Genomic DNA, 20738 nt, shown 5'->3' with positions numbered 1-20738 from the left:
AAGTTCAGATGCGTTCAGGCGCATTCGATCGTGGGAGTGTGATCGCGGCAGAACGTTTCGAATTCTTCCCGGCTGGCATAGGCTTTCTGCGTGCCGGGCCGGGTAATGGAATGGGCAGCGTAGAGCGCTGCTTTGCGAAGCGACGCTTCCACATTGCCGGTCCCGGCGTAGAAGCGGGCAAAGGAGCCGATAAAAGCATCGCCCGCGCCGGTCGTGTCTTTTGGCGTGACCTTGACCGGTGGAATATTGACGATTTCGCTTGCCGTAATCATGCGCGCGCCGCGTCCGCCGAGCGTGACGATGACGGTGCGGATGCCGCGCGCGATGAGCGAACGCGCTGCGGTGACGATTTCGTCGTCCGTGCCGGTCGGCAGGCCGGAGAGGATTGCCAGTTCGCTCTCGTTCGGCACGAGAAAGGTCACTTGCCGGATAAGCTCGGGATCAAGATCAGCGGCGGCAGGCGCAGGATTCAAAATGGTTTCGATGCCGTTTTCAGCCGCAAAAGCGATGGTGTGATAGACGGTCTCAACCGGAACCTCCATCTGCATCAGGATAAGGCCGCAAGCTTTCAGATCGTCGGCAGCCTTATCGACTTCGGCAGGCAGAAGATCGGCATTGGCGCCCTTGACGATCAGGATTGAGTTTTCACCCGATGGTTCGACGAAGATGGGGGCTACGCCGCTTGATTTGCCCGGAACCTTGCGCACATGGCGCGTATCGACGCCGAATTCATTCAGGTTGCGGATGGTGTTGTCGGCGAAAATATCGTCGCCCACACGCGTGACCATCATCACATCTGCACCAAGGCGTGCAGCAGCCACAGCCTGATTGGCGCCCTTGCCGCCGCAGCCGATTTCAAATGTCGGCGCTTCCAGCGTTTCACCGGGGCCGGGCATACGGTTCACATAGGTGATGAGATCCACCATGTTGGAGCCGACCACACCGATTTTCTTCGTCATGGGTATTTCCTTCAAATTCAGGCGGTCTGGAGTGAACAGATTTTTGTTTCAAACTGTTCGGCGGCTGCGGTATCGAGATAACCGACGCGCACGGGGAAAACGGCGCGCTCACCCGATGCCAGCACCTGCACATTGTTCTTGGCCTTTTCCGCCAGATAGCCTTCCGGCTCGCAGGTCGAGGGCAGGGCAAAGGCTGCAACCTGAGCGTCCCCGTTCACGAGAATCCAGCGCACGGTTTTTGGGAAGATTTCGGTCGGGTAGGAAATGCCAAAGCCGTCGCCTTCGGGAAGCTGCATCATCAGATGCGTGTTGCCTTCGGCATCTTTCGGCAGGCCGCGAATATAGAAGACCTGTTCGGGGTCGTAGCGCTCCGGTTCGTCCAGCACCTCCATTGCGGCTGGATCGGTGGCCAGTTCGTCGATCAGCGACAGGTAATCATCATTGGGCGTAACGTGGCCGGGAACGGCGGTGCGCACTTGTACGTGATCCGGTGTGTAGGGCACCGGCTGTACGATCTGTGCACCTTCCGCAAAGGCGAAATTGACGTGGCACATATACATCAGCTCCATGGGAGCGGATGAAAGGTTCTCGACGTCCATGGTGATATCGAACCATGTTTCATCGGCGTGGAGCCGCACGCTCGGCCGTGCCAGATAATGCGCGCCGAAGCCCATCACATATTCATATTCACCGGTGATTTCGACAAAGGCGCCGCGCTCGTCATGGCCGAACAGAAGCCCGGCCTTGTCCATCTTCGCGCAGGCCATTTCGCCATGCAGAAGATGATTGTCCTGAGGCGAAGGACAGCCATTGCGCAGGATGCCGCTGTGGAAAGCAAAGCAGCCATAGGTCTCGACAATGGTCGTGGCTGGGCGCGGCATGGAGAAGCTGTTGCCCATGGTCAGGTCGACGCCGTCGAACTCCGCGCCCCAGATCATCTGCCCCATGAATGGCAGTACGATGATGTTGCCGCGTTCGTTCTCGACCAGCAGCGCCTCGATACAGCTTGGATAGCGAAAGGCCGTGACGCTGAGTCCGTAGGTATTGGCGATCACATGTGGCTGGTCGGAAAAGTCCTGACGGCGAAGATGAAATTCGATGTCCTGCATAAGGGATCACCTGCCCTGATTGCGCGATGCGTTGATCGCGATGACGAGAATGAGGAAAGCGCCCCAGATGAAATCGATGAGGTGGTTGGAGAACCGCATCATCTGGAAACCGGAGGAAAGCAGCATCAGGGCAATCAGCGCGATGGCGATGCCCAGCACACGCCCCTTTCCGCCTGCCGGTTTGGTGCCGCCGAGAACGGCGATCAAAACCGCTTGCAACAGATAGGATGCGCCATAGTCCGACTTGGCTGCGTTTGTGCGTCCAGACAGGATGATCCCGGCTATGGAAGCAAGCACGCCGGTGAGCATATAGGAATAGAGGATCATGCGATCCTTGCGGATACCGGCGAAGACGGCGGCCCTTGGATTGGTGCCGATCAGCATGAGATTGATGCCGAGCGTCGTGCGTGTCAGGAGAATTGCCACAACGATACAAACTGCGATGAACAGCAGGAAGGGTGTGGCGATGCCAAACATTTTGCCGTTGCCGACCCAGTTCCACGCATCGGGGAAGCCGACGATGGCCGGGCCGCCGGTCAGAACCAGGGCAAGCCCCATCAACACCTGTCCGGTGCCGAGCGTGGCGAGGATCGGCGTGATACGCAGCTTGGCGATCAACAGGCCATTGACCAGACCCGCTACAAGCCCGACCAGCACGGCAAGCAATATGCCGATGATGGTATAGAACAGCATTCCCGAGCCGGAAGCCTGTGCCGCCTGGACCATCGAGGAATGGAAATAAACCCCGGCGACGATACCCGCCAGATTGGCGATGCCCACCACCGAAAGGTCGATGCCGCCCGTCAGCATGGCAATCATCATGGCGACGGAGAGGATGCCCAGCTCCGGCATGATGTAGCTGATGGATTCGAAGTTGTAATAGCGCAGGAACTTGTCCGGATTCATCCAGGTCATCAGCGCAAAGACGAGTATGGTGATGACGATAAGCTGGATGATGTTGTTGTCTCCGCCAAGGATGCGGCGCATGTCGAAAGAATGTTTCATGTCGCGTTCTCCCTTCAGGCGATGCTTTTGCGGTCACGCCATGCGGTGATGGCTGTGGCGACGATGATGATGAGACCGACCACGACGCGCTGCCATGTGGTGTCCACCTTCATGATGATGAGTGAGTTCTTGACCATGACGAGCATGAAGACACCCATCAACGTGCCGAGAACGGTGCCGCGTCCGCCGAAGATCGACGCGCCGCCCAGAACCACGGCTGCGATCACGTCCAACTCAAGCCCGACGAAATCGCGCGGATTGGCAAGCCAGATCATCGAGGAATGCAGAAGGCCAGCGAAGCCTGCAAGCGCTCCGGCCACGCAATAGACGAAGAAGATCGTGCGGCGCGTATTGAAACCAACGCGCTTTGCTGCTTCCGGTGAGCCGCCGTAGGCATAAACGCTGCGCCCGATCATCGTATAATTGAGGATCAGGTGGATCAGCAGGGCCAGCGCCAGATAGACGACGAACATCGCGGTCAGTCCGAATGCCGTGCCGGACGCCGATGTCAGCGAGATCACATCTGTCTTGCCGAATTCGATCAGTTCCTTCGGCATCTTGTTGATGTTGACGATGCTGGTGCCGACAAGGCCCAGCACCAGCCCGCGCACGATGGAACCGGTGCCGAGCGTCACGATCAGCGGGATCATCTTGAAGCGATGGATGATGAAACCGTTGAAAGCGCCAAGCAGCAGGCCGATCAGCGTTGCCGCCACAAACGGAATGAGCACGCCGTCATAGCCGAGATAGACCATGGCGCGGACGGTCAGATACATGGCTGCGATGGCAAAGGCGGTGAATGAGACGTCGATGCCGCCGGAAATCATCACAAGCAACACACCGAGCGCCATGATGCCGATCACGACATTGGAGCGAAGAAGGCCGAAGATATTGTCCAGCGACCAGAACGCCGGATTGATGAGGCCGATAATGACCATCGCCGCGAACAACACGCAGGCAATGATGAATTCGGTACTGCGGAAAAACTTCATGTGCCGGTTCCTCAATTCAGCGTCTTGAGCCGGTCATTGACGGCATCTTCGGTCATGGCTTCACTGGAAAGTTCGTCGACGAAACGTCCGCGATGCATCACGAGCACACGATTGCAGTTCTGCACCAACTCGGGCACATCGTCGGAAATCATCAGAACAGCGAGCCCTTCATCGCGGGCAAGCTTGCGGATGATATTGTGGATCTGTGCCTTGGAGCCGACATCGACACCGACGGTCGGCCCGTTGAGGATCAGCACTTTTGCGCCTGTCAAAAGCCAGCGGGCCAGCACCACACGTTGCGCGTTGCCGCCCGACAGGTGGTTGACCGGCGTATGCGGCCCGGGGGCAACGATATGCATCGCCGAAAACATGTCGCGGGTGGTGGCGTCAGCTTTCCTGCGGTCGATGAAGAGGCCGCGCACGAATTTCTCGATCGATGTGACGATGATATTCCGCTCGATCGATTGCGTCAGGAACAGACCTTCCGTCAGGCGGTCTTCCGGCACATAGGCGACGCCACAGGCGATCCCTTGCTGAACTGTTTTCGGGTGAACTTGCCTGCCATCGATACGAACAGTACCGGTGAAATCCGGCTTCATACCGAAGAGCGCTAGTGCCAGTTCCGTACGGCCTGAGCCGATCAGCCCGGATATGCCGACGATTTCGCCCGCATTGAGAGTGAGGCTGGCATTTTCCACCGAGCCCGGAACAGAAAGGTTCTTGATTTCAAGCGTGGGATTGGCCGAAGCGCCTTCACGCGGGATCCAGTGATAATGGTCCGACGTGAGTTCCTGACCGGTCATGGCGCGAGTGATCGACGGTTCGTCGAAATCGGAAATCGGGCCTTCAGCAACCTTTTTGCCATTGCGGAAGACGGTCAGCCTTTCGCTGATTTCCAGCATCTCGCGCATCTTGTGGCTGACGAAGAGCACAGCAATGCCCTGTGCCTGAATATCGCGCACGATCTTGAACAGCGCATCGACCTCATGCCGCGTCAGTGCGGTGGTTGGTTCGTCCATGATGATGAGGCGGGCGTCAGCCATGACGGCGCGCGCAATCGCCACGATCTGCTTGCCCGATGTCGGCAGGCTGTCCACATCCGCATCGAGGTCGATGCTGACACCAAGCCGGTCCAGCGCCTTCTGCGCCAGCTCGCGCACGCGCTTCCAGTCGACGCCTTTGCGGCCTTCGATGAGAAAAGTATTGATTGCCAGATTCTCGGCAACGGTCAGGTTCCCGAACAGCGAGAAATCCTGATAGATCACCTGAATGCCGTGGTGAACCGACTTGACGGGGTCGAGTTTGCCGACCGATTTGCCGTCGATCAGTATCTCGCCGTCTTCCGGCGTGTAGACGCCCGACATGACCTTGATGATGGTGGATTTGCCGGAGCCGTTTTCGCCTGCGAGGCAGTGGATTTCGCCCGGCTTTATGGCAAAGGAAACGTCGTCCAGTGCCCTGACACCACCGAAGCGTTTTCCGATATGGCGCAGTTCAATCAGGTTTTCATTCATGAGGGGCCTCGTGCAAGGCTGGAATGCAATTTGTCCGGCGGGAGGGGCAGGCACCCCTCCCGTCAGAGGCAGCCATGGATATTAGAAGTCGTACTTATCCATGTTTTCCTTGGTCACGCCGACCCAGCCTGCGCCATAGAGCAGGTTCGGTTTGGCAGCGTCCGGCGCCAGCAGGCTTTCATAGCCCGGCAGGCCCAGATTGAGACCAGCCTTGATCTGGTCGTTCTTCTTCTCAAGCGCTGCGACGGCCAGCATGTTCATGGCATAGCCTGCAACGGCCGGGTCCCAGAACTGGATGTACTGGACATCGTCGTTCTTCAGATATTCACCAGCCACCGAAACGAGGCCCGTGCCTGCGAAGAAGACCTTGCCCTTGAGGCCGCCTTCGGCGATTAGGCGTCCGGCACCGGCAGAAGTTGGCATCGGCGCGCCGAGAATGCCCTTGATGTCCGGATAGGCGGTCATCGCTTCCTTGAGCTTGTTATAGTCGGTATTGGCATCGTCATAGGTTTCCAGACGACCGGTAGCTTCGGCCATTTCCGGGAAGTTGGCCTTCTGGTATTCGACGGCACCGTCGATCCATTCCATCTGCGACTTCGAGGTCAGGCTGCCGACGGTGGTGACATATTTGCCCTTGCCGCCCATCGACTTGCCGAGTTCCTTCATGAGGTTGGCGCCATAGGCCTTGTTGTCGAAGGCTTCGATGTCGTAATCGACGTTCTGGATGTTGGATGCTTCGTGGCTGATGACGACGATGCCACGCTCGCGTGCCTTCTTCAGAACCGGCTCCACGGCTTCAACCGAGAACGGCACAATAGCAATAGCGTCAACGCCCTGTGCGATCAGGTTCTCGACAATCTGTACCTGTGCAGCAGCGTCCGCCTGGCTCGGACCGACCATCCAGACGTCATTGCCGGTGTCGGCCTTGAATTGGTCGACGCCATCGCGCATGCGGTCGAACCAGGCAATGCCGTCTACCTTCACAACGGTTGCGATGGTGTATTTCTTGTCATTGGCAGTGGTAATCAGTTCCTTGTTGATCTTCGACGTATCAACGACGCCTTCCGCGAAAGCGTGCGGAACGGCAACGGACATGGCAATCGCCACGGATGCTAGAAATTTTTTCACCGGTGTTTCCTCCCTGGGAATTCTTTGGTCGCCTGCCCTTGATGGCTCGGACAAACACAATTGTTGCTACGCCGACGCATCTCAGGAACGGTGAGTGCGTCGGCGTTCTCCTCCATGCCCGGCTTCCCGGCCGGGCGAAAATTCGATCTGTTTTCCCGCCTGTCTGACGTCCTCGAAGAATGGAATTCTGTTCGAGGCGCGCAAAACCCTGTTGTCATATCCTCCCAACAATGCGAATTATAATGTTACAATCCGATCATTATGTTTGGATCGTTTCACATTTATGTTCAGCCTGTCAAGATCGGATGATCGCATTGCGTGAAATGTGACGGACGTATAAACGGGGTGAGCGGACCGCAAGGAATGAGGACAGCGTGAGCAGAATCAGCCGGAAGGAAGAGCGGATTGCCGAACTGGCGGCGCTGGTCGATGAAGTCGGCGTGCTTCGCCTGCGCGATGCGGCAGCGCGTCTCGGCGTGTCGGAAATGACGATCCGCCGCGATATCGGCAGCGATGGCGGGATGCTGAATTGTTTGGGTGGTTACATTATCCCCACGCAGGACGGTGTGAATGGCGATTATGTCTTTGATTTTGAAAAAGACAGTCATGCCAATGCCAAGGCGCAGGCCTGTGCCGCAGCCGCAGCGCTAATCGAACCCTATGATACGGTTTTCATCGATTGCGGCACGACGATGCCGCACCTTGCTCACCGCATACCGCAGAACCAGCACATTACGGTTGTCTGCTACGCTCTCAATATTGCGGAAATCCTGTCGCAGCGCAGCGACGTCCGCCTCATCGTTCTGGGTGGGCTCTATCATCCGGAAGCGGCATCGTTTTCAGGTGACGAGGGGATCGACGTCCTGAAGCGCGTCAACATCAACAAGGCTTTTCTGTCGGCTGGCGGCGTTGATGATCAGCACGGGGTCACCTGCTCGCACTTCCATGAAGTGCCGATCAAGCAGATGGCCATGCAGCGCGCCGTCGAGAAACATCTCGTCATCGACAAGAGCAAATACGGCAAGGTAAGGGCCGCGCGTTTCGCGGACATACCCGACTTTACGTCGATCGTGTCGGGCTAGCTCAATTTTTCCGCTTCAACAGGCCTTCCAGAAACGTCCTGAACGCCTTGACGGCTCGCTTTGACGTGGCTTCGGGATCGTCCGAATTGGCGATCCATTGCGCGGCGCTGCTGCTCGCCGCATTGATCAGTCGCGCGGCGGCTTCCGAGTCGATATCGACGATGATACCTTCTTCACGCAAGGCATCGAGGCTTGTGGCTATCGTGCGGATACAGCCATTGGCGCTCGGCCAGCTCGAAGGATCGCCGAACACTGCCGGCCCGTCGCGAAACATGATCCGCTGGATTTCCGGCTCAAGCGCCATCTCGATATAGGCCACATTCTCGTCGACAAAGCCCTGCCAGCGGTCGAGTGCCTTCGCAGAAATCGTGCATAGTCTCGCGGCCATCTCGCAATCGATCTCGTTGATCACGGCCTGCAGAAGACCCTTCTTGTCACCGAAATGGTGATAGAGCGCGCCGCGTGTCAGTCCGGCGGAGGCGGTAAAATCATCCATCGAAGCCTCAGTATAGCCAGCGGTCCCGAAAGCCTTGCGGCCCGCAGCCATCAGCTTCGTCCTTGTTTCGGCAATCATTTCGCTTCGCGGTTTACGCATCATGGTTCCTTTTATTTGCATACGCTGCGTATATTAGTTGACATACGCCGCGTATCAATTATTTAATTAACATACGGACCGTATGCAAGTGATGTAAATCCCCTTTCAAGGACCCACTCCAATGTCCAATCCATATAGAGAGATTTTCAGCGCCCCAGGCGCTATCGGCTTTTCGGCGGCTGCGTTCTTCGCCCGTCTTCCCTTTGCGATGGCGCCGGTCGGCATCGTAGCCATGCTTGCGCAGACTCATGGCGAATACTGGTTGGCTGGCGCGGTTTCGGCCACTTTCGCGCTGACGAATGCATTCATATCGCCGCAGATTTCACGCCTTGTCGACCGTTATGGACAAAGCCGCATCGTCATGCCTGCCACAATCGTCTCGGTGATAGCCTTCGCCCTTCTGATTGCGGCAACAAATCTGGGCTGGGCGAACTGGACATTGTTCGTCTCGGCATTCTTTGCCGGTGCCATGCCCAGCATCCCGGCAATGGTGCGGGCACGATGGACCGAAATTTTCCGCAACCGTCCCGAATTGAATACCGCTTTCGCATTCGAATCGGCCGCCGACGAACTGGTCTATATTTCAGGTGCTTCCCTTTCCGTGGCTTTGGCGGTTTCGTTATTTCCCGAAGCGGGAATGCTTATCAGCACGGCTTTCCTGGCCGCGGGCACGACCGCCTTCCTTCTGCAGCGCTCCAGTGAACCGCCGGTTCGCGCGCTTGACCAGAGCAGCCCGCAACGTTCCGCTATCTGGTCGCGTCCCGTTCAGATCATCACGCTGGCACTCATCTTCGTCGGCTCCACCTTTGCGACCGCCGAAGTCAGCGCCGTGGCGATCACAAGCGAGCTTGGTCAGCCCGGCGCCGCCAGCCTTGTGATCGGCGTCTACGCAATCGGTTCGTTCCTTGTCGGGATAACGCTTGGGGCACTGGCGCTTCGTATGCCTCTGCAGCGCCAGTTGATGATTGCCGTCAGCGTGCTGGCATTGACTGCCCTGCCGCTACCCTTTGCCGGAACATCTACAGCGCTTCTGGCAACGGCGGTGTTCGTCAGCGGCGTTGCAATTTCGCCGACATTCATAACGGCCTTTGGCCTGATCGAACGCCGCGTGCCTGAAACGATGCTGACTGAAGGCATCACCTGGGTGATGACGGGCATTGGCATCGGCATGGCGCTTGGCGCGTTCGTTTCCGGCTGGGTGGTCGACAATTTCGGTGCCGCAAACGGCTTCTGGGTTTCAGTGGTCGCCAGCCTCAGCGCGGTCGCAACCGTCGCGCTCGGTCAGACGAGCCTGTCCGGCGGGCGAGAAGCTGTCGAATGTGGCACGCTATGCGCAGCAGAAGCAGCAGAGTAGCTATGCAGGGACGAGCGGGTAATTCCCGCTCGTCAATCGCCGTAAATACGGTCTTCCAGCGGTGTGGAAGCGATCAATCCCTTCAGCCCGGCCAGCATGGCCTTTTCGGCCTTGTTGAGATTGGTTTCCGGGTTGTGGATCAAGAAAACATCGATTGCCGGCGGGTTATCGTAAGGTGGCAGACGCCAGAGAACACCGTCGTCGATCTCGCGCCGCGCTACATGCAGCGGAAGCGGGCCGATACCAAGACCGGTGATAATCATCCGGCGCACTTCTTCAAGGCTCGACGAGGTGCCGACGACATCCGGCGAAAGCCGCGCTTCACTGCGCAGCAGGGCCACAGGGCGCAGCGCGTCGGCAATATGATCGGTCTGGAACGATACCGATGGTTCTCCCTTCAGATCGGCAAGCGTCAGCCCCGACTGGCCGAACATGCGGTGGCGGGGTCCGCAAAAAAAGCCGAAGAACTCCCGATAGACCATGGTGTAATCCAGCGCCGGATCGCGATTGCTCACCAGTCCCAGACCGAAAGAGGCGCGCTTCTCGCGCACCAGCCGGGCGACTTCGGTGCTGGCGGATACGTTGATCGTCAGTGTTGCGCGGGGATGCTGTTCGTGAAAAAGCGCAAGCGCCTGATCGAAAATGGGCGAAACAATGTGGCTGGCGACTGAAATGGTGACATGGCCGGTCACATCGTCACCGACGCCGCGTACCAATTGCGGCAATTGTGAAATGGCACCGAAGACTTCGATGCTCTGTTCATAGAGCAGTTTGCCAACTTCGGTCAGCTCGAAATGCGTGGCGTCACGCTCCACCAGCCTCTGGCCGATGCGGTCTTCCAGCCGGCGCAGTGCATTGCTTACACTTGGCTGTTTGAGGTTGAGGCGCTCGGCGGCGCGGGTGATACTTTTGACTTCGGCGATCACCACAAAACTACGCAGAAGGTTCCAGTCCAGATCCCAGACAAGACGCTCGGGGCGATGCAGCGACATGGTTTTATCCATTCATGAAATCTATGCAATCCATTCCCATTATCTATTTGCGAAATGCATCCATAAAAGCAATCATGAATATTGAGAGGCATCAAATAGCCTCAGAAAAACAAACAAGAGGAAGTCGGGAACAGCATGTTTAACAAATTCACGGGTTTCATTGCCGCTGCGGCAATTGCCGCCACAGCAGTTTTTGCGATTGCGCCCGCACAGGCGGATGATCTTGAAAAGATCAAGGCATCGGGCGAACTGAAGATCGCCATGAGCGGCCAGTACCCGCCGTTCAATTTCGTCAACGAGAAGAACGAAGTCGTGGGCTTCGACGCTTCCATCGGTTCGGCGATTGCAGAGCGTATGCAGTTGAAGCCGCAGCTCATCACCACGGCCTGGGATGGCATCGTTGCCGGTCTTCGGGCGGGCAAGTTCGATACGGTCGTCGGTTCCATGACGATCACGCCGGAGCGCGAGAAGGCGGTGGACTTCGTGGGACCGTATTATCATGCAGGTCGCGCGGTTTTCGTGAAGGAAGACTCCGCCGTTCAGAAGCTCGACGATCTCAAGGGCAAGACGCTGGGCGTGACGCTTGGTGAAACCCATGAGAAGTGGGCGCGCGAACAGGGCGGTTGGACCATTCGCACCTATAAGGGCCTGCCGGAACTCATGCTCGAACTGAATTCGGGTCGTGTTGACGCTATCGTTGTCGACAACATCCCGGTCATGGTGGCGATCAAGGAAACCGGCCAGAAGGTCCGCAAGCTCGATACGCCGGACATTGAAGGCGGCAGCGTCGCCATCGGCATCGCCATCCGCAAGAATAATCCGGAGCTGAAGGCTGCCATGCAGAAGGCTCTCGATGAGATCATGGCCGACGGCACCTACGAGAAGATCTCGATGCAATGGGTCGGCAGCGACATTCGCTGATACGTCATCCCGGCCCGGCATATGTCCGGGCCGGTTGAGCACCGATTGACCGGAGTTTTCCGATGGATTTTGCGTTGATGCAGCGCGTCCTCCCGTTTTTTCTGGAGGCGGCATGGGTAACTGTGCAAATTTCTGCGCTGGCCCTCATCCTGGGCCTTGCGGTGGCTGCAACACTTGTGGCGGCGCGCCTGTCCCGCTCACCCATTCTGCGGGGATTTGCAATCGCCTATGTCAGCGTTTTTCGCGGTACGCCCTGCCTTGTCCAGCTCTTCATCCTCTATTTCGGCGGTCCGCAGATCGGCATCAATCTGGAACCGTTTGCCGCTGGCGTCATCGGGCTCGGGCTGAACATCGGGGCCTATATGTCGGAATCGATCCGTGGCGCGATCCAGAGCGTGGACCGCGGGCAGAGCGAAGCGGCGCGCTCCATCGGCTTCGGGCGCGGCCAGACCATGCGGCTCGTTGTGCTGCCGCAGGCGGCTCGCCTCATGATCCGCCCGCTCGGCGTCAACGCCATTGCTCTTTTGAAAGGCTCGGCGCTGGTCTCTACGATTTCGGTGGTTGAACTGACCTATACGGCGCAGCGTTTCATTGGTTCGACCTACAAGCCGTTCGAGATTTTCGGCGTTGCAGCCGTTCTCTACATGATCATCATCTATGTCATGGCGCGCGGGGTCGATTTTCTCGACAAACGCTTCGCGGCGCAGTGAGGGAGGACTGGATGCAGGCTCTCGATTTCAGTATCGTCACTCCCTATACGGATCTGCTTTTGACCGGACTGTGGTGGACGCTTGTTCTGACCGTTGCATCGGCGTTCTTAAGCTTCGTATTCGGCATCGCATTTGCGCTGGTGGTGCTTTATGCGCCTGCCATACTTGCCTGGCCGGTACGGTTTTTCATGTGGTTGTTCATGGGAACGCCGCTTCTGCTGCAACTGTTCCTGATCTATTTCGGGCTGGTACAGATCGGCATCAATATTCCTGCCCTTGGTGCCGGTATTATCGGCCTTAGCCTGCACTTTGCCGTCTATAATGCCGATATCATCCGGGCAGGCATCGTGGCGGTCGATCCGGGTCAGATGGAAGGCGCCCGTTCCATCGGTTTCAGCCACGGTCAGGCTTTGCGCTATGTCGTCATTCCACAGGCGATCCGCAACACGATCCCGCCGATTGGCAACAACATGATCGTTCTTTTGAAGGATACGTCGCTGGTTTCGATCATCGGCATTGCCGAGTTGGTGCATAGCGCCCAGCTTGCCATCAGCGAAACCTTCAGCCCATTCGAATTCTATATCACCGTCGCGGCCATCTACTACGTGGTCAATCTCGTCCTTGAGGCCGGTTTGCGACGCATTGAAAGAAAAGTGGAGGTCACGCGATGAGCAGCCCCAAAGCCGCAAAACCGATGGTCGAAGTGAAGGGCGCCCGCAAAGCCTATGGTGAGCTGGAAGTACTGAAAGGCATCGACCTTTCGGTGGCGCGCGGCCAGATCGTGGCGATCATCGGCCCCAGCGGTTCCGGCAAGAGCACACTTCTGCGTTCGATCAATCATCTGGAAACGCTGAATGGCGGCGAAGTCTGGCTCGATGGCGTGCAGGTCAACCAGCCGCTGACTGGACAGGCGTTTGAAAAGCACATCAATGCCGTGCGCCAGCAGATGGGCATGGTATTCCAGCACTTCAATCTGTTCCCGCATCTGACGGTGCTCGAAAATATCACGCTCGGCCCGATCAAGCTCAAAGGCCTGGGCAAGGATGCGGCACGCACGCTGGCACTGGAGCTTCTGTCGAAGGTGGGGCTTGCCGACAAGATCGACGTCTACCCCTCGCGCTTGTCGGGCGGGCAGAAGCAGCGTGTGGCTATTGCGCGTGCGCTCGCCATGCAGCCCAAGGTGATGCTGTTCGACGAGGCCACTTCGGCGCTCGATCCCGAGCTGGTGGATGAAGTCAATGCGGTCATGAAGCAGCTTGCCGCCGAACATATGACGATGCTGATCGTCACGCATGAGATGCGTTTTGCAGGCGAGGTCGCCGATCGCATCCTGTTCATGGATGGCGGCGTGGTGGTGGAAGAAGGACCGCCGGATCAGATTCTGAGCAATCCGGTGCAGGAGCGCACCCGCTCTTTCCTCAAGAAATATCTGGCTGCGTGAGGTGTCGGCATGAGCGAGAGAAACGTTAACGAGTTCCCTGATTTCGGGCTGACCCCGGCGCAGCGTCGCGAAGCAGTCCTTGGCCATTATTACGAATATCCCGGCATGGACGGGCCGCGCGGCGAAATCTGGTGCTACACCGATGCCTATTCCTATTTGCCGGGCGCGACCGTCCATCTGCAGGTGAGCGCGACCGCCTCGCGTTTCGATATCGAAATCGTGCGGGACGGGGCGGTGGAAACACCGGTCTTCTCCAAACGCGGGATCGACTGCAAATGGCAGGAAACACCGGCGCAATGTTCGGTTGTTGGCTGCGGCTGGGAAACGACATTTGCCTTCAAGACGGATGAAAACTGGCCTTCCGGCGCCTATCGCATCACGCTGAAAGCGCATGGCAATGACGGACAGCCGATCCATTGCCATCACCTGCTCATCCTGCGTCCTGCGGCGGGCCGCAAGCCCGGACGTATCCTGCAGGTCGCCGCGACCGGCACATGGACCGCCTATAATACCTGGGGCGGTTCCAACCATTATCAGGGCATTACCGGGCCGAATGGCGATCAATATGCGACGACGGTGAGCATCGAGCGCCCGTTCTGTCGTGGCTTTGTTGTCCTGCCATCCGACGCGCCTCGCGTGCCGTTGGAATTTGTGACGCCGCCTGCCGCACCCCCGCGCTATCCGCATATGGAATGGGCCTATGCCAATGGCTATTCCAAGAAATATACCTCTTCCGGCTGGGCAAGCTATGACAGCCTGTTCTTCCGCTGGGCCGAGCGGGAAGGCTTTGCGGTCGATCTCGCCAGCCAGCACGAGCTGCATTTTTCGCCGGAAATCCTCGACGGTTATGATTGCGTGGCCTTTGTCGGTCACGACGAATACTGGACGTGGGAAATGCGCGATGCCGTTGATCATTATGTCGATGGCGGCGGTCGTGCGGCGCGTTTCGCGGGCAATTTCATGTGGCAGACACGGCTTGAGGACAACGGCAAGCGCCAGACCTGCTACAAATATCGCGCCCGCGCCGAAGACCCGGTCTATCGCTCCGCCGATCCGCGTCGCACCAGCGGTTGCTGGGAAGCGAAAGAAACCGGACGGCCCGCAGCGGAGACATTCGGGCTCAACGCACTGCGCGGGCTATATGTCGGCTGGGGCGGTTGCGCCCCGCGCGGCGTGCGCGGTTTCCCGGTCTATCGCCCCGAACATTGGGCGTTCACCGGTACTGGCATCTACTACGGCGATCTTCTCGGTGCCGACGGTCATGCCTTCGGTTACGAAGTCGACGGGCTCGACTATGTGATCCGGGGCGGTCTGCCGGAACCGGAGGAAGGCAGCGGTGCACCGGATGGATTGCAGATTTTGGCGCTCGGCATGTCGTCTCTCAAGGAGGAGAGTGCGGATATTCCAGCCGACGACCAGTTCCTCTCCGATGCCGATGCCAAATTCGTGGCCGATACGCTGATCGGCGACAACGGAGATGCAGCCGTGGAGCGCATCAAGCGCGGCTGCGGCATGATCGTTAATTTCCCGCGCGGCAAGGGCGAGGTTTTCCACGCCGGAAGCTGCGAGTGGGTGGCGGCCCTCAAGCGCGGTGACCGCATGGTCGAGCGTGTGACCGCCAATGTTCTCAACCAATATCTCAAGCGCTGACAGAGTAACGCCATGCTCAACACAAAAGCACAGAACGAACGCCCCGCATCGCATCTTTTCTACCAGTCGCGCCTGCGCAGGCCGCTGGTGGATCGTGCCGAGGGCATCTACATCTGGGATCAGGACGGACGCCGTGTCATCGACGGGTCGAGCGGCGCGATGGTGGTCAATATCGGCCACGGCAATCGCAACGTGCTTGATGCCATGAAAGAGCAGATGGACCGCGTGACCTTCGCCTATCGCCTGCATTTCGAAAACGAACCGGCGGAAGATCTGGCACGCATTGCCGCCGAGCGTATGCCGGAAGGTCTGGACAAGATTTTCTTTGTTTCCGGCGGCTCGGAAGCGGTTGAATCCTGCATCAAGCTCGCCCGCCAGTGGGCGGTCGCGACCGGGCAGGGCAAGCGCTGGAAAGTGATCTCGCGTTTTCCATCCTATCATGGCGGCACGCTTGGCGCTCTGGCTGTCACCGGCTATGCGGCTCTGAGCGAGCCCTTCGCGCCCATCATGCGCGAAATGCCGAAAGTTCCGGCACCGACCGCCTATCTCGACCGGGACAATCTCACGATGGAACAGCGCGGCCAGAAATATGCCGACATGCTGGAGGAGAAGATTCAGGAAGAAGGCCCTGAAAGCGTGCTTGCCTTCATCATGGAGCCGATTGGTGGGGCGTCCACCGGCGCGCTGGTCGCACCCGACAGCTATTATCCGCGTATCCGCGAAATCTGCGACCGTTATGGGATCCTGCTGATCCACGACGAGGTGATGAGCGGCGCCGGGCGTACCGGCAAGTTTCTCGGCGGCGACCACTGGAATTGCAAACCCGACCTCATAGCGCTTTCCAAGGGCTTTGCCTCCGGCTATTGCCCGCTTGGCGCGATGGCGGCACCAGCCCGTATCGTGCAGCCGGTTCTGGATGCGGGCGGCTTCCTACATGGCTTCACCTATGCCGGCAATCCGCTGGCCTGCGCAGCGGGCAAGGCGGTGCTGCAGGAGATTGATCGCCTTGATCTGGTCGGCAACGCTGCCCGTATGGGCGACGCTCTGAAGGGCGAGCTGGAGGGGCTTGCAAAACGCTTTCCCTTCATCGGCGATGTGCGCGGCAAGGGCTTGCTGCTGGCAGCGGAATTCGTATCCGATCCAGAAACCATGAAGCCCCTGCCGAAGGAACTGAACGCCCATCAGCGCATGGTCGATCTCGCCTATGAACGCGGACTGATCATCTATTCGCGCCGCACACGCGGCGGTGTCGAAGGCGATCATTTCCTCGTCTGCCCGCCCATGATCGTGAGCCGCGAACAGGTCGGCGAGATCACCGCCATCCTTGGCGATACGCTGGAGGTTCTGGCGCGTGAACTCCACCTGCCTGTGAATGCTTAAGGAAACCGGATCATGACCGACAAGAAGAAAACGCGTCGCAAGGTGATCATCACCTGCGCAGTAACGGGCTCCGTGCATACGCCGACCATGTCGCCGCATCTGCCGGTGACGCCGGACGAGATTGCGAGCGAAGCCATTGCAGCGGCGGAAGCGGGCGCATCCATCCTGCATCTCCACGCCCGCGACCCACGCGACGGCAGGCCATCCGCCAATCCGGACCTGTTCATGCAGTTCCTGCCGCGCATCAAGCAATCGACGGCGGCGGTGGTGAATATTTCCACTGGCGGCTCGTCGCTGATGACGCTGGAAGACCGGCTGGCCGCGCCGCTCCGGGCAGAGCCGGAAATGTGTTCGCTCAATATGGGCTCGATGAATTTCGCGCTGTTCCCGGCACTCGACAAGCCGCGTGAGTGGAAACATGCGTGGGAGCCGGAACTGCTGGAAGCTACCCGCCATTCGATCTTCAAGAACACTTTTGCGGATATGGAAGGCATTCTGACCAGTCTCGGGCAGGGCTGCGGCACGCGCTTCGAGTTCGAATGCTACGATGTCGGCCATCTCTATTCGCTGGCGCATTTCCGCGACCGGGGGCTGGTGTCCGGCCATCTGTTCATCCAGTTCGTCTTCGGCGTTCTGGGTGGGATCGGAGCCGATCCGGACAATCTCATGCATATGAAGCGGATTGCCGACAAGCTGTTCGGCGACGATTATTCCTTCTCGGTTCTGGCGGCTGGGCGGCATCAGATTCCGATGATTACCATGGCGGCTGCCATGGGCGGCAATGTTCGCGTCGGGCTGGAAGATAGCCTCTATGACGGGCGCGGCCAGCTAGCCAAGAGCAATGCCGATCAGGTGCGGCGCATCCGCGGCATCCTCGATGGCCTGTCGCTGGAAGTTGCGACGCCCGACGAGGCGCGTGAATATCTGGGCCTCAAAGGTGGAGACAGGGTGGCGTTCTAGTGGATTGAATTTGAAGTTTGAATCCCGGCTGACACATATGCTGTTTCAAACGTCAAATTCGAAAAATCCACTAGATACATATACTTGCTAGTGGTCTTTTCGATTCCAACATTTGCTCAGCGCTTGAGCCGAGGGATGCAAATGTTGGAATCAGACCACTAGAGCATGTCTCGCGAAAGTGGGAACCGCTTCCGCGGGAAAATCAGTCCACTGGACTGATTTCTGACCCCGCTACGACGAGATAAAGACATGCGTAAACCAGGAAATGATCTGATGCCGAAGATCGTGTTGGACAGCAAAACAGGCGTTGTGGTCCGGCTTGGCGAGCTTGCCGATGCCGAACAGATTCACGCAGCAATCTGCACGATGGGGGAGGGACTTGGCGCTGCGGGCAAAATCTCCAGCACCGTTGAGGATTTCCGCCGCTACGGCTTCGGTCCATACGCGGCTTTTACCAGCCTGATCGCTGAGGTGGACGAGGGTTTTGCCGGGCTCGCTCTGTTCTTCCCGATTTTCTCGACGTGGTACGGCAAACCCGGCGTCTACGTGCAGGACCTTTACGTTGATGAGGCCTTTCGTAGCAAGGGGATCGGCGAGGTGCTTTTGCGCCATGTCGCCTCCTGGTCGATGGCGCGAGGCGGCGTCTATCTGCGGCTGGCCGTGGACCGGGACAATGTCGCAGCGCAGAGATTTTACGAGCGGCTGGGTATCGGCTGGATCGAAGCCGACCGCGATCATGGCGCCTATGGCGATGATTTCGCCCGTCTGGCGCGCATCAATCAATTTAGGGAGCAGTCATGAAAGCCTTTTACGCTGTCGAACAGAAGCGTCACGACCCGAAAGCCTTTCTTTCCAGCGGTGCGCCGCAGCCGAACCCCGAACAGCCGGAGCGTGTTGAGCGCCTGCTCGCCGGTGCGAAGGCCGCAGGCTACGAGATCATCCGTCCGCAAAAACATGGCCTTGGCCCGATTGCAGCCGTGCATACGCCGGAATATCTCGAATTCCTGCAGCATATTTATGCTCGTTGGCGGCGCATCGAGGAGGCTTCGGAAGAGGTAATCCCGAACATCCACCCGCTGGCGCGTAATGGCCGTTATCCGGCGTCTGCCGTGGGGCAGGTCGGCTATCACATGACCGATACGGCTTGCCCGATAGCCGAGCATACATGGGAAAGCGTGTGCTGGAGCGCATGGAGCGCGGTCGATGCCGCCGATGCGGTGCTCGCAGGCGAGGTCGCGGCCTATGCGCTCTGCCGTCCACCGGGGCATCATGCCTTTGCCGATGTGGCGGGCGGCTTCTGCTTCGTCAACAATTCGGCGGTCGCGGCCCAGCGCCTGCGTTCGAAAGCCGAGCGCGTGGCGATCCTCGACGTCGATTTGCATCACGGCAACGGCACGCAGGGCATATTCTATGCTCGCCCCGACGTGCTGACCGTCTCGATCCATGCCGATCCGGTGCGCTTCTATCCGTTTTTCTGGGGCCATGCCGATGAGCGCGGCGAGGGCGCGGGGCTTGGCTACAATCTCAACCTGCCTCTGCCACGCAAATCGGGCGATGCCGAATTCCTTGCGTCACTCGACACGGCCTTCCGCCGCATTGAAGCCTTTGCGCCGGATGCGCTGGTGGTGGCGCTTGGCCTCGATCCGTTTGAAGGCGATCCGTTCGGCGGATTGTCGGTCACCACCGGTGGTTTCGGCCGCATTGCAGAAGCAATCGCAAAGCTTCGGCTGCCAACCGTCATCGTGCAGGAAGGCGGCTATCTCTGCGACGCGCTGGGCGATAACCTCACGGCGTTTCTGGGCGGCTATCAGTCGGTGGCGCGATGAGTGGTCTTGTTACCTTTGTCGGTGTCGCGCATCCGTGGATGTGCGATGTCATGGGACACATGAATGTCCGGCATTATGCCGGGATGTTCGATGATGCGAGCTTTCAGCTTTTGGGCCACATTGCCGGGAAAATTCCCGATGACGGTTTTGGTTGGGCGGATGTGCGCTCGACAACCGAATATAAACAGGAAGTGCCAGCCGGAGACCTGCTGACGATCCGTTCACATGTGCTGAAAGTCGGGCGCTCGTCGATCACGTTTCGCCAGATGATGGTGGGTTCGCTGGACGGCGAACTGCGCGCGGTTAACGAGACGACTACGGTTTGTTTCGACAAGCTTGTGCGGCGCTCAGCCGAACTCGAACCGGACATGCGCGTCCGGGCAGAAAAGCTGCTTGCGGATCATCCCGCCGGCTGACAGGAAAAATGCAGCACGCTTTTCGTGCAGTCGCATTGAAGGTCTCGCAGCAGGCCATCTTTGAGGCCGTAAATCCAGCCGTGAACGACGATATCCTTGTTCCGTTTCCAGGCTGATTGCAGAACCGGCGTGCGCGACAGGCTTTCCACCTGCGAGGCGACGGTCAGTTCGCAAAGCCTGTTCAGGCGTTCTTCGGAATCGGTAAAGCCGTCCAGTTCCATTTCATTCGCCTGTGCGATATCGCGAACCGGCTGGAGCCAGTTGTCGATGATGCCGTGGCCATAACCGGCCATGGCGGCACGCACGCCGCCGCATCCGTAATGACCGCAGACGATGATGTGTTTGATCTCCAGCACTTCGACGGCGAATTCAAGCACTGATAGCAGGTTGAGATCGGCGCGATGAACGAGGTTGGCGACGTTGCGGTGTACGAACACCTCACCCGGCTGCAATCCGGTGACGACATTGGCCGGAACGCGGCTGTCCGAACATCCGATCCAGAGATATTCCGGACGCTGCATTGATGACAGGCGGCTGAAATATTCAGGGTCTTCCTGGCGCTTTTCCGCCGCCCATTGCCGGTTATGTTCGAAGAGGTCTGATATCATGAGCCCGTCTCATCCGGATGATCTTCATTCTCAGACATAGACGGATATAGAAATATAGTAATTGATGTCGATCAAGTAAGAATTGCTTCGGCATGG

21 protein-coding genes are annotated in these 20738 nt (G+C 58.4%); 12 read left to right on the top strand and 9 right to left on the bottom strand.

Features of this window, described 5'->3' with window-relative positions; genetic code table 11:
* Positions 1-14: 14 nt before the first annotated feature.
* From rbsK to MKS82_RS23270, 6 genes are all read right to left on the bottom strand, one after another.
* Positions 15-959: a ribokinase gene (rbsK, locus tag MKS82_RS23295; RefSeq protein WP_109988121.1), complete on the bottom strand. Its 945-nt coding sequence runs from the start codon at positions 957-959 to the stop codon at positions 15-17.
* Between the two features lie 17 nt (positions 960-976).
* Positions 977-2068 (bottom strand): aldose 1-epimerase family protein, encoded by a 1092-nt coding sequence (locus MKS82_RS23290; RefSeq protein ID WP_109988120.1) that lies wholly within the window; start codon positions 2066-2068, stop codon positions 977-979.
* Between the two features lie 6 nt (positions 2069-2074).
* Complete coding sequence (locus tag MKS82_RS23285) at positions 2075-3073, bottom strand: ABC transporter permease (protein WP_109988119.1); 999 nt, start codon at positions 3071-3073, stop codon at positions 2075-2077.
* 14 nt (positions 3074-3087) lie between these two features.
* Positions 3088-4065 carry an ABC transporter permease gene (locus tag MKS82_RS23280; protein ID WP_109988118.1) on the bottom strand — a complete coding sequence of 326 codons (978 nt, stop codon included), beginning with the start codon at positions 4063-4065 and terminating at the stop codon, positions 3088-3090.
* Positions 4066-4076: 11 nt separating this feature from the next.
* Positions 4077-5579 carry a sugar ABC transporter ATP-binding protein gene (locus MKS82_RS23275; RefSeq protein WP_109988117.1) on the bottom strand — a complete coding sequence of 501 codons (1503 nt, stop codon included), beginning with the start codon at positions 5577-5579 and terminating at the stop codon, positions 4077-4079.
* Between the two features lie 81 nt (positions 5580-5660).
* Positions 5661-6707 carry an autoinducer 2 ABC transporter substrate-binding protein gene (locus MKS82_RS23270; RefSeq protein ID WP_181394292.1) on the bottom strand — a complete coding sequence of 349 codons (1047 nt, stop codon included), beginning with the start codon at positions 6705-6707 and terminating at the stop codon, positions 5661-5663.
* Between the two features lie 374 nt (positions 6708-7081).
* On the opposite strand from MKS82_RS23270, the gene MKS82_RS23265 reads away from it, so the two are divergent.
* The gene (locus MKS82_RS23265) at positions 7082-7789 is read left to right on the top strand and encodes a DeoR/GlpR family DNA-binding transcription regulator (protein WP_109988116.1); all 708 of its coding nucleotides are present in this window, start codon (positions 7082-7084) and stop codon (positions 7787-7789) included.
* Position 7790: 1 nt separating this feature from the next.
* Here MKS82_RS23265 and MKS82_RS23260 read toward each other — a convergent pair whose 3' ends face one another.
* Positions 7791-8384, bottom strand: coding sequence for a TetR/AcrR family transcriptional regulator (locus MKS82_RS23260; RefSeq protein WP_109988115.1), 594 nt, complete (start codon positions 8382-8384; stop codon positions 7791-7793).
* A gap of 121 nt (positions 8385-8505) precedes the next feature.
* Here MKS82_RS23260 and MKS82_RS23255 point away from each other — a divergent pair, with 121 nt between their 5' ends.
* Complete coding sequence (locus MKS82_RS23255) at positions 8506-9738, top strand: MFS transporter (RefSeq protein WP_109988114.1); 1233 nt, start codon at positions 8506-8508, stop codon at positions 9736-9738.
* Between the two features lie 32 nt (positions 9739-9770).
* On the opposite strand, the gene MKS82_RS23250 is transcribed toward MKS82_RS23255, so the two are convergent.
* Complete coding sequence (locus tag MKS82_RS23250) at positions 9771-10730, bottom strand: LysR family transcriptional regulator (RefSeq protein ID WP_109988131.1); 960 nt, start codon at positions 10728-10730, stop codon at positions 9771-9773.
* Between the two features lie 135 nt (positions 10731-10865).
* Here MKS82_RS23250 and MKS82_RS23245 point away from each other — a divergent pair, with 135 nt between their 5' ends.
* The 10 genes from MKS82_RS23245 (at position 10866) to MKS82_RS23200 (ending at position 20034) form a co-directional block, all read left to right on the top strand.
* The gene (locus tag MKS82_RS23245; RefSeq protein ID WP_109988113.1) at positions 10866-11651 is read left to right on the top strand and encodes an ABC transporter substrate-binding protein; all 786 of its coding nucleotides are present in this window, start codon (positions 10866-10868) and stop codon (positions 11649-11651) included.
* Positions 11652-11713: 62 nt separating this feature from the next.
* A complete protein-coding gene (locus MKS82_RS23240; RefSeq protein ID WP_109988112.1) occupies positions 11714-12361 on the top strand; it encodes an amino acid ABC transporter permease in 648 nt (215 codons plus the stop codon).
* 11 nt (positions 12362-12372) lie between these two features.
* Positions 12373-13032 (top strand): amino acid ABC transporter permease, encoded by a 660-nt coding sequence (locus MKS82_RS23235; protein ID WP_109988111.1) that lies wholly within the window; start codon positions 12373-12375, stop codon positions 13030-13032.
* Between the two features lie 23 nt (positions 13033-13055).
* Positions 13056-13802, top strand: coding sequence for an amino acid ABC transporter ATP-binding protein (locus MKS82_RS23230; protein ID WP_109988130.1), 747 nt, complete (start codon positions 13056-13058; stop codon positions 13800-13802).
* A 9-nt stretch (positions 13803-13811) separates the two neighbouring features.
* Positions 13812-15452: a N,N-dimethylformamidase beta subunit family domain-containing protein gene (locus tag MKS82_RS23225; protein ID WP_109988110.1), complete on the top strand. Its 1641-nt coding sequence runs from the start codon at positions 13812-13814 to the stop codon at positions 15450-15452.
* Positions 15453-15464: 12 nt separating this feature from the next.
* Positions 15465-16832, top strand: coding sequence for an aminotransferase family protein (locus MKS82_RS23220; protein ID WP_109988109.1), 1368 nt, complete (start codon positions 15465-15467; stop codon positions 16830-16832).
* A gap of 12 nt (positions 16833-16844) precedes the next feature.
* Positions 16845-17792 (top strand): BKACE family enzyme, encoded by a 948-nt coding sequence (locus tag MKS82_RS23215; protein ID WP_109988108.1) that lies wholly within the window; start codon positions 16845-16847, stop codon positions 17790-17792.
* A gap of 273 nt (positions 17793-18065) precedes the next feature.
* Positions 18066-18593, top strand: coding sequence for a GNAT family N-acetyltransferase (locus MKS82_RS23210; protein ID WP_109988107.1), 528 nt, complete (start codon positions 18066-18068; stop codon positions 18591-18593).
* On the top strand, positions 18590-19618 hold the full coding sequence (locus MKS82_RS23205; protein ID WP_109988106.1) for a histone deacetylase family protein: 1029 nt from the start codon (positions 18590-18592) through the stop codon (positions 19616-19618). Before MKS82_RS23210 ends, MKS82_RS23205 begins: the two co-directional genes overlap by 4 nt.
* Complete coding sequence (locus MKS82_RS23200) at positions 19615-20034, top strand: acyl-CoA thioesterase (RefSeq protein ID WP_109988105.1); 420 nt, start codon at positions 19615-19617, stop codon at positions 20032-20034. Before MKS82_RS23205 ends, MKS82_RS23200 begins: the two co-directional genes overlap by 4 nt.
* Here MKS82_RS23200 and can read toward each other — a convergent pair.
* Entirely contained in the window at positions 20019-20642 is a 624-nt protein-coding gene (gene can, locus MKS82_RS23195; protein WP_109988104.1) for a carbonate dehydratase, read from the bottom strand. The two genes, MKS82_RS23200 and can, sit on opposite strands and share 16 nt — an antisense overlap.
* Positions 20643-20738: the final 96 nt, after the last annotated feature.

Source organism: Ochrobactrum sp. A-1 (assembly GCF_022488005.1).
GTDB lineage: Bacteria > Pseudomonadota > Alphaproteobacteria > Rhizobiales > Rhizobiaceae > Brucella.
The sequence above is the reverse complement of the archived record's forward strand: the minus strand, read 5'-3'. Positions and strand labels throughout refer to the sequence as shown.

Bases quoted from the DNA above. Each gene is read 5' to 3' on its own strand.
- MKS82_RS23290 (WP_109988120.1), bottom strand. From the start codon at position 2,068: ATGCAGGACATCGAATTTCATCTTCGCCGTCAGGACTTTTCCGACCAG.
- MKS82_RS23255 (WP_109988114.1), top strand. From the start codon at position 8,506: ATGTCCAATCCATATAGAGAGATTTTCAGCGCCCCAGGCGCTATCGGC.
- MKS82_RS23200 (WP_109988105.1), top strand. From the start codon at position 19,615: ATGAGTGGTCTTGTTACCTTTGTCGGTGTCGCGCATCCGTGGATGTGC.
- MKS82_RS23225 (WP_109988110.1), top strand. From the start codon at position 13,812: ATGAGCGAGAGAAACGTTAACGAGTTCCCTGATTTCGGGCTGACCCCG.
- MKS82_RS23210 (WP_109988107.1), top strand. From the start codon at position 18,066: ATGCCGAAGATCGTGTTGGACAGCAAAACAGGCGTTGTGGTCCGGCTT.
- MKS82_RS23230 (WP_109988130.1), top strand. From the start codon at position 13,056: ATGGTCGAAGTGAAGGGCGCCCGCAAAGCCTATGGTGAGCTGGAAGTA.
- MKS82_RS23240 (WP_109988112.1), top strand. From the start codon at position 11,714: ATGGATTTTGCGTTGATGCAGCGCGTCCTCCCGTTTTTTCTGGAGGCG.
- MKS82_RS23205 (WP_109988106.1), top strand. From the start codon at position 18,590: ATGAAAGCCTTTTACGCTGTCGAACAGAAGCGTCACGACCCGAAAGCC.
- MKS82_RS23250 (WP_109988131.1), bottom strand. From the start codon at position 10,730: ATGTCGCTGCATCGCCCCGAGCGTCTTGTCTGGGATCTGGACTGGAAC.
- can (WP_109988104.1), bottom strand. From the start codon at position 20,642: ATGATATCAGACCTCTTCGAACATAACCGGCAATGGGCGGCGGAAAAG.
- MKS82_RS23235 (WP_109988111.1), top strand. From the start codon at position 12,373: ATGCAGGCTCTCGATTTCAGTATCGTCACTCCCTATACGGATCTGCTT.
- MKS82_RS23280 (WP_109988118.1), bottom strand. From the start codon at position 4,065: ATGAAGTTTTTCCGCAGTACCGAATTCATCATTGCCTGCGTGTTGTTC.
- MKS82_RS23260 (WP_109988115.1), bottom strand. From the start codon at position 8,384: ATGCGTAAACCGCGAAGCGAAATGATTGCCGAAACAAGGACGAAGCTG.
- MKS82_RS23275 (WP_109988117.1), bottom strand. From the start codon at position 5,579: ATGAATGAAAACCTGATTGAACTGCGCCATATCGGAAAACGCTTCGGT.
- MKS82_RS23285 (WP_109988119.1), bottom strand. From the start codon at position 3,073: ATGAAACATTCTTTCGACATGCGCCGCATCCTTGGCGGAGACAACAAC.
- MKS82_RS23220 (WP_109988109.1), top strand. From the start codon at position 15,465: ATGCTCAACACAAAAGCACAGAACGAACGCCCCGCATCGCATCTTTTC.
- MKS82_RS23245 (WP_109988113.1), top strand. From the start codon at position 10,866: ATGTTTAACAAATTCACGGGTTTCATTGCCGCTGCGGCAATTGCCGCC.
- rbsK (WP_109988121.1), bottom strand. From the start codon at position 959: ATGACGAAGAAAATCGGTGTGGTCGGCTCCAACATGGTGGATCTCATC.
- MKS82_RS23215 (WP_109988108.1), top strand. From the start codon at position 16,845: ATGACCGACAAGAAGAAAACGCGTCGCAAGGTGATCATCACCTGCGCA.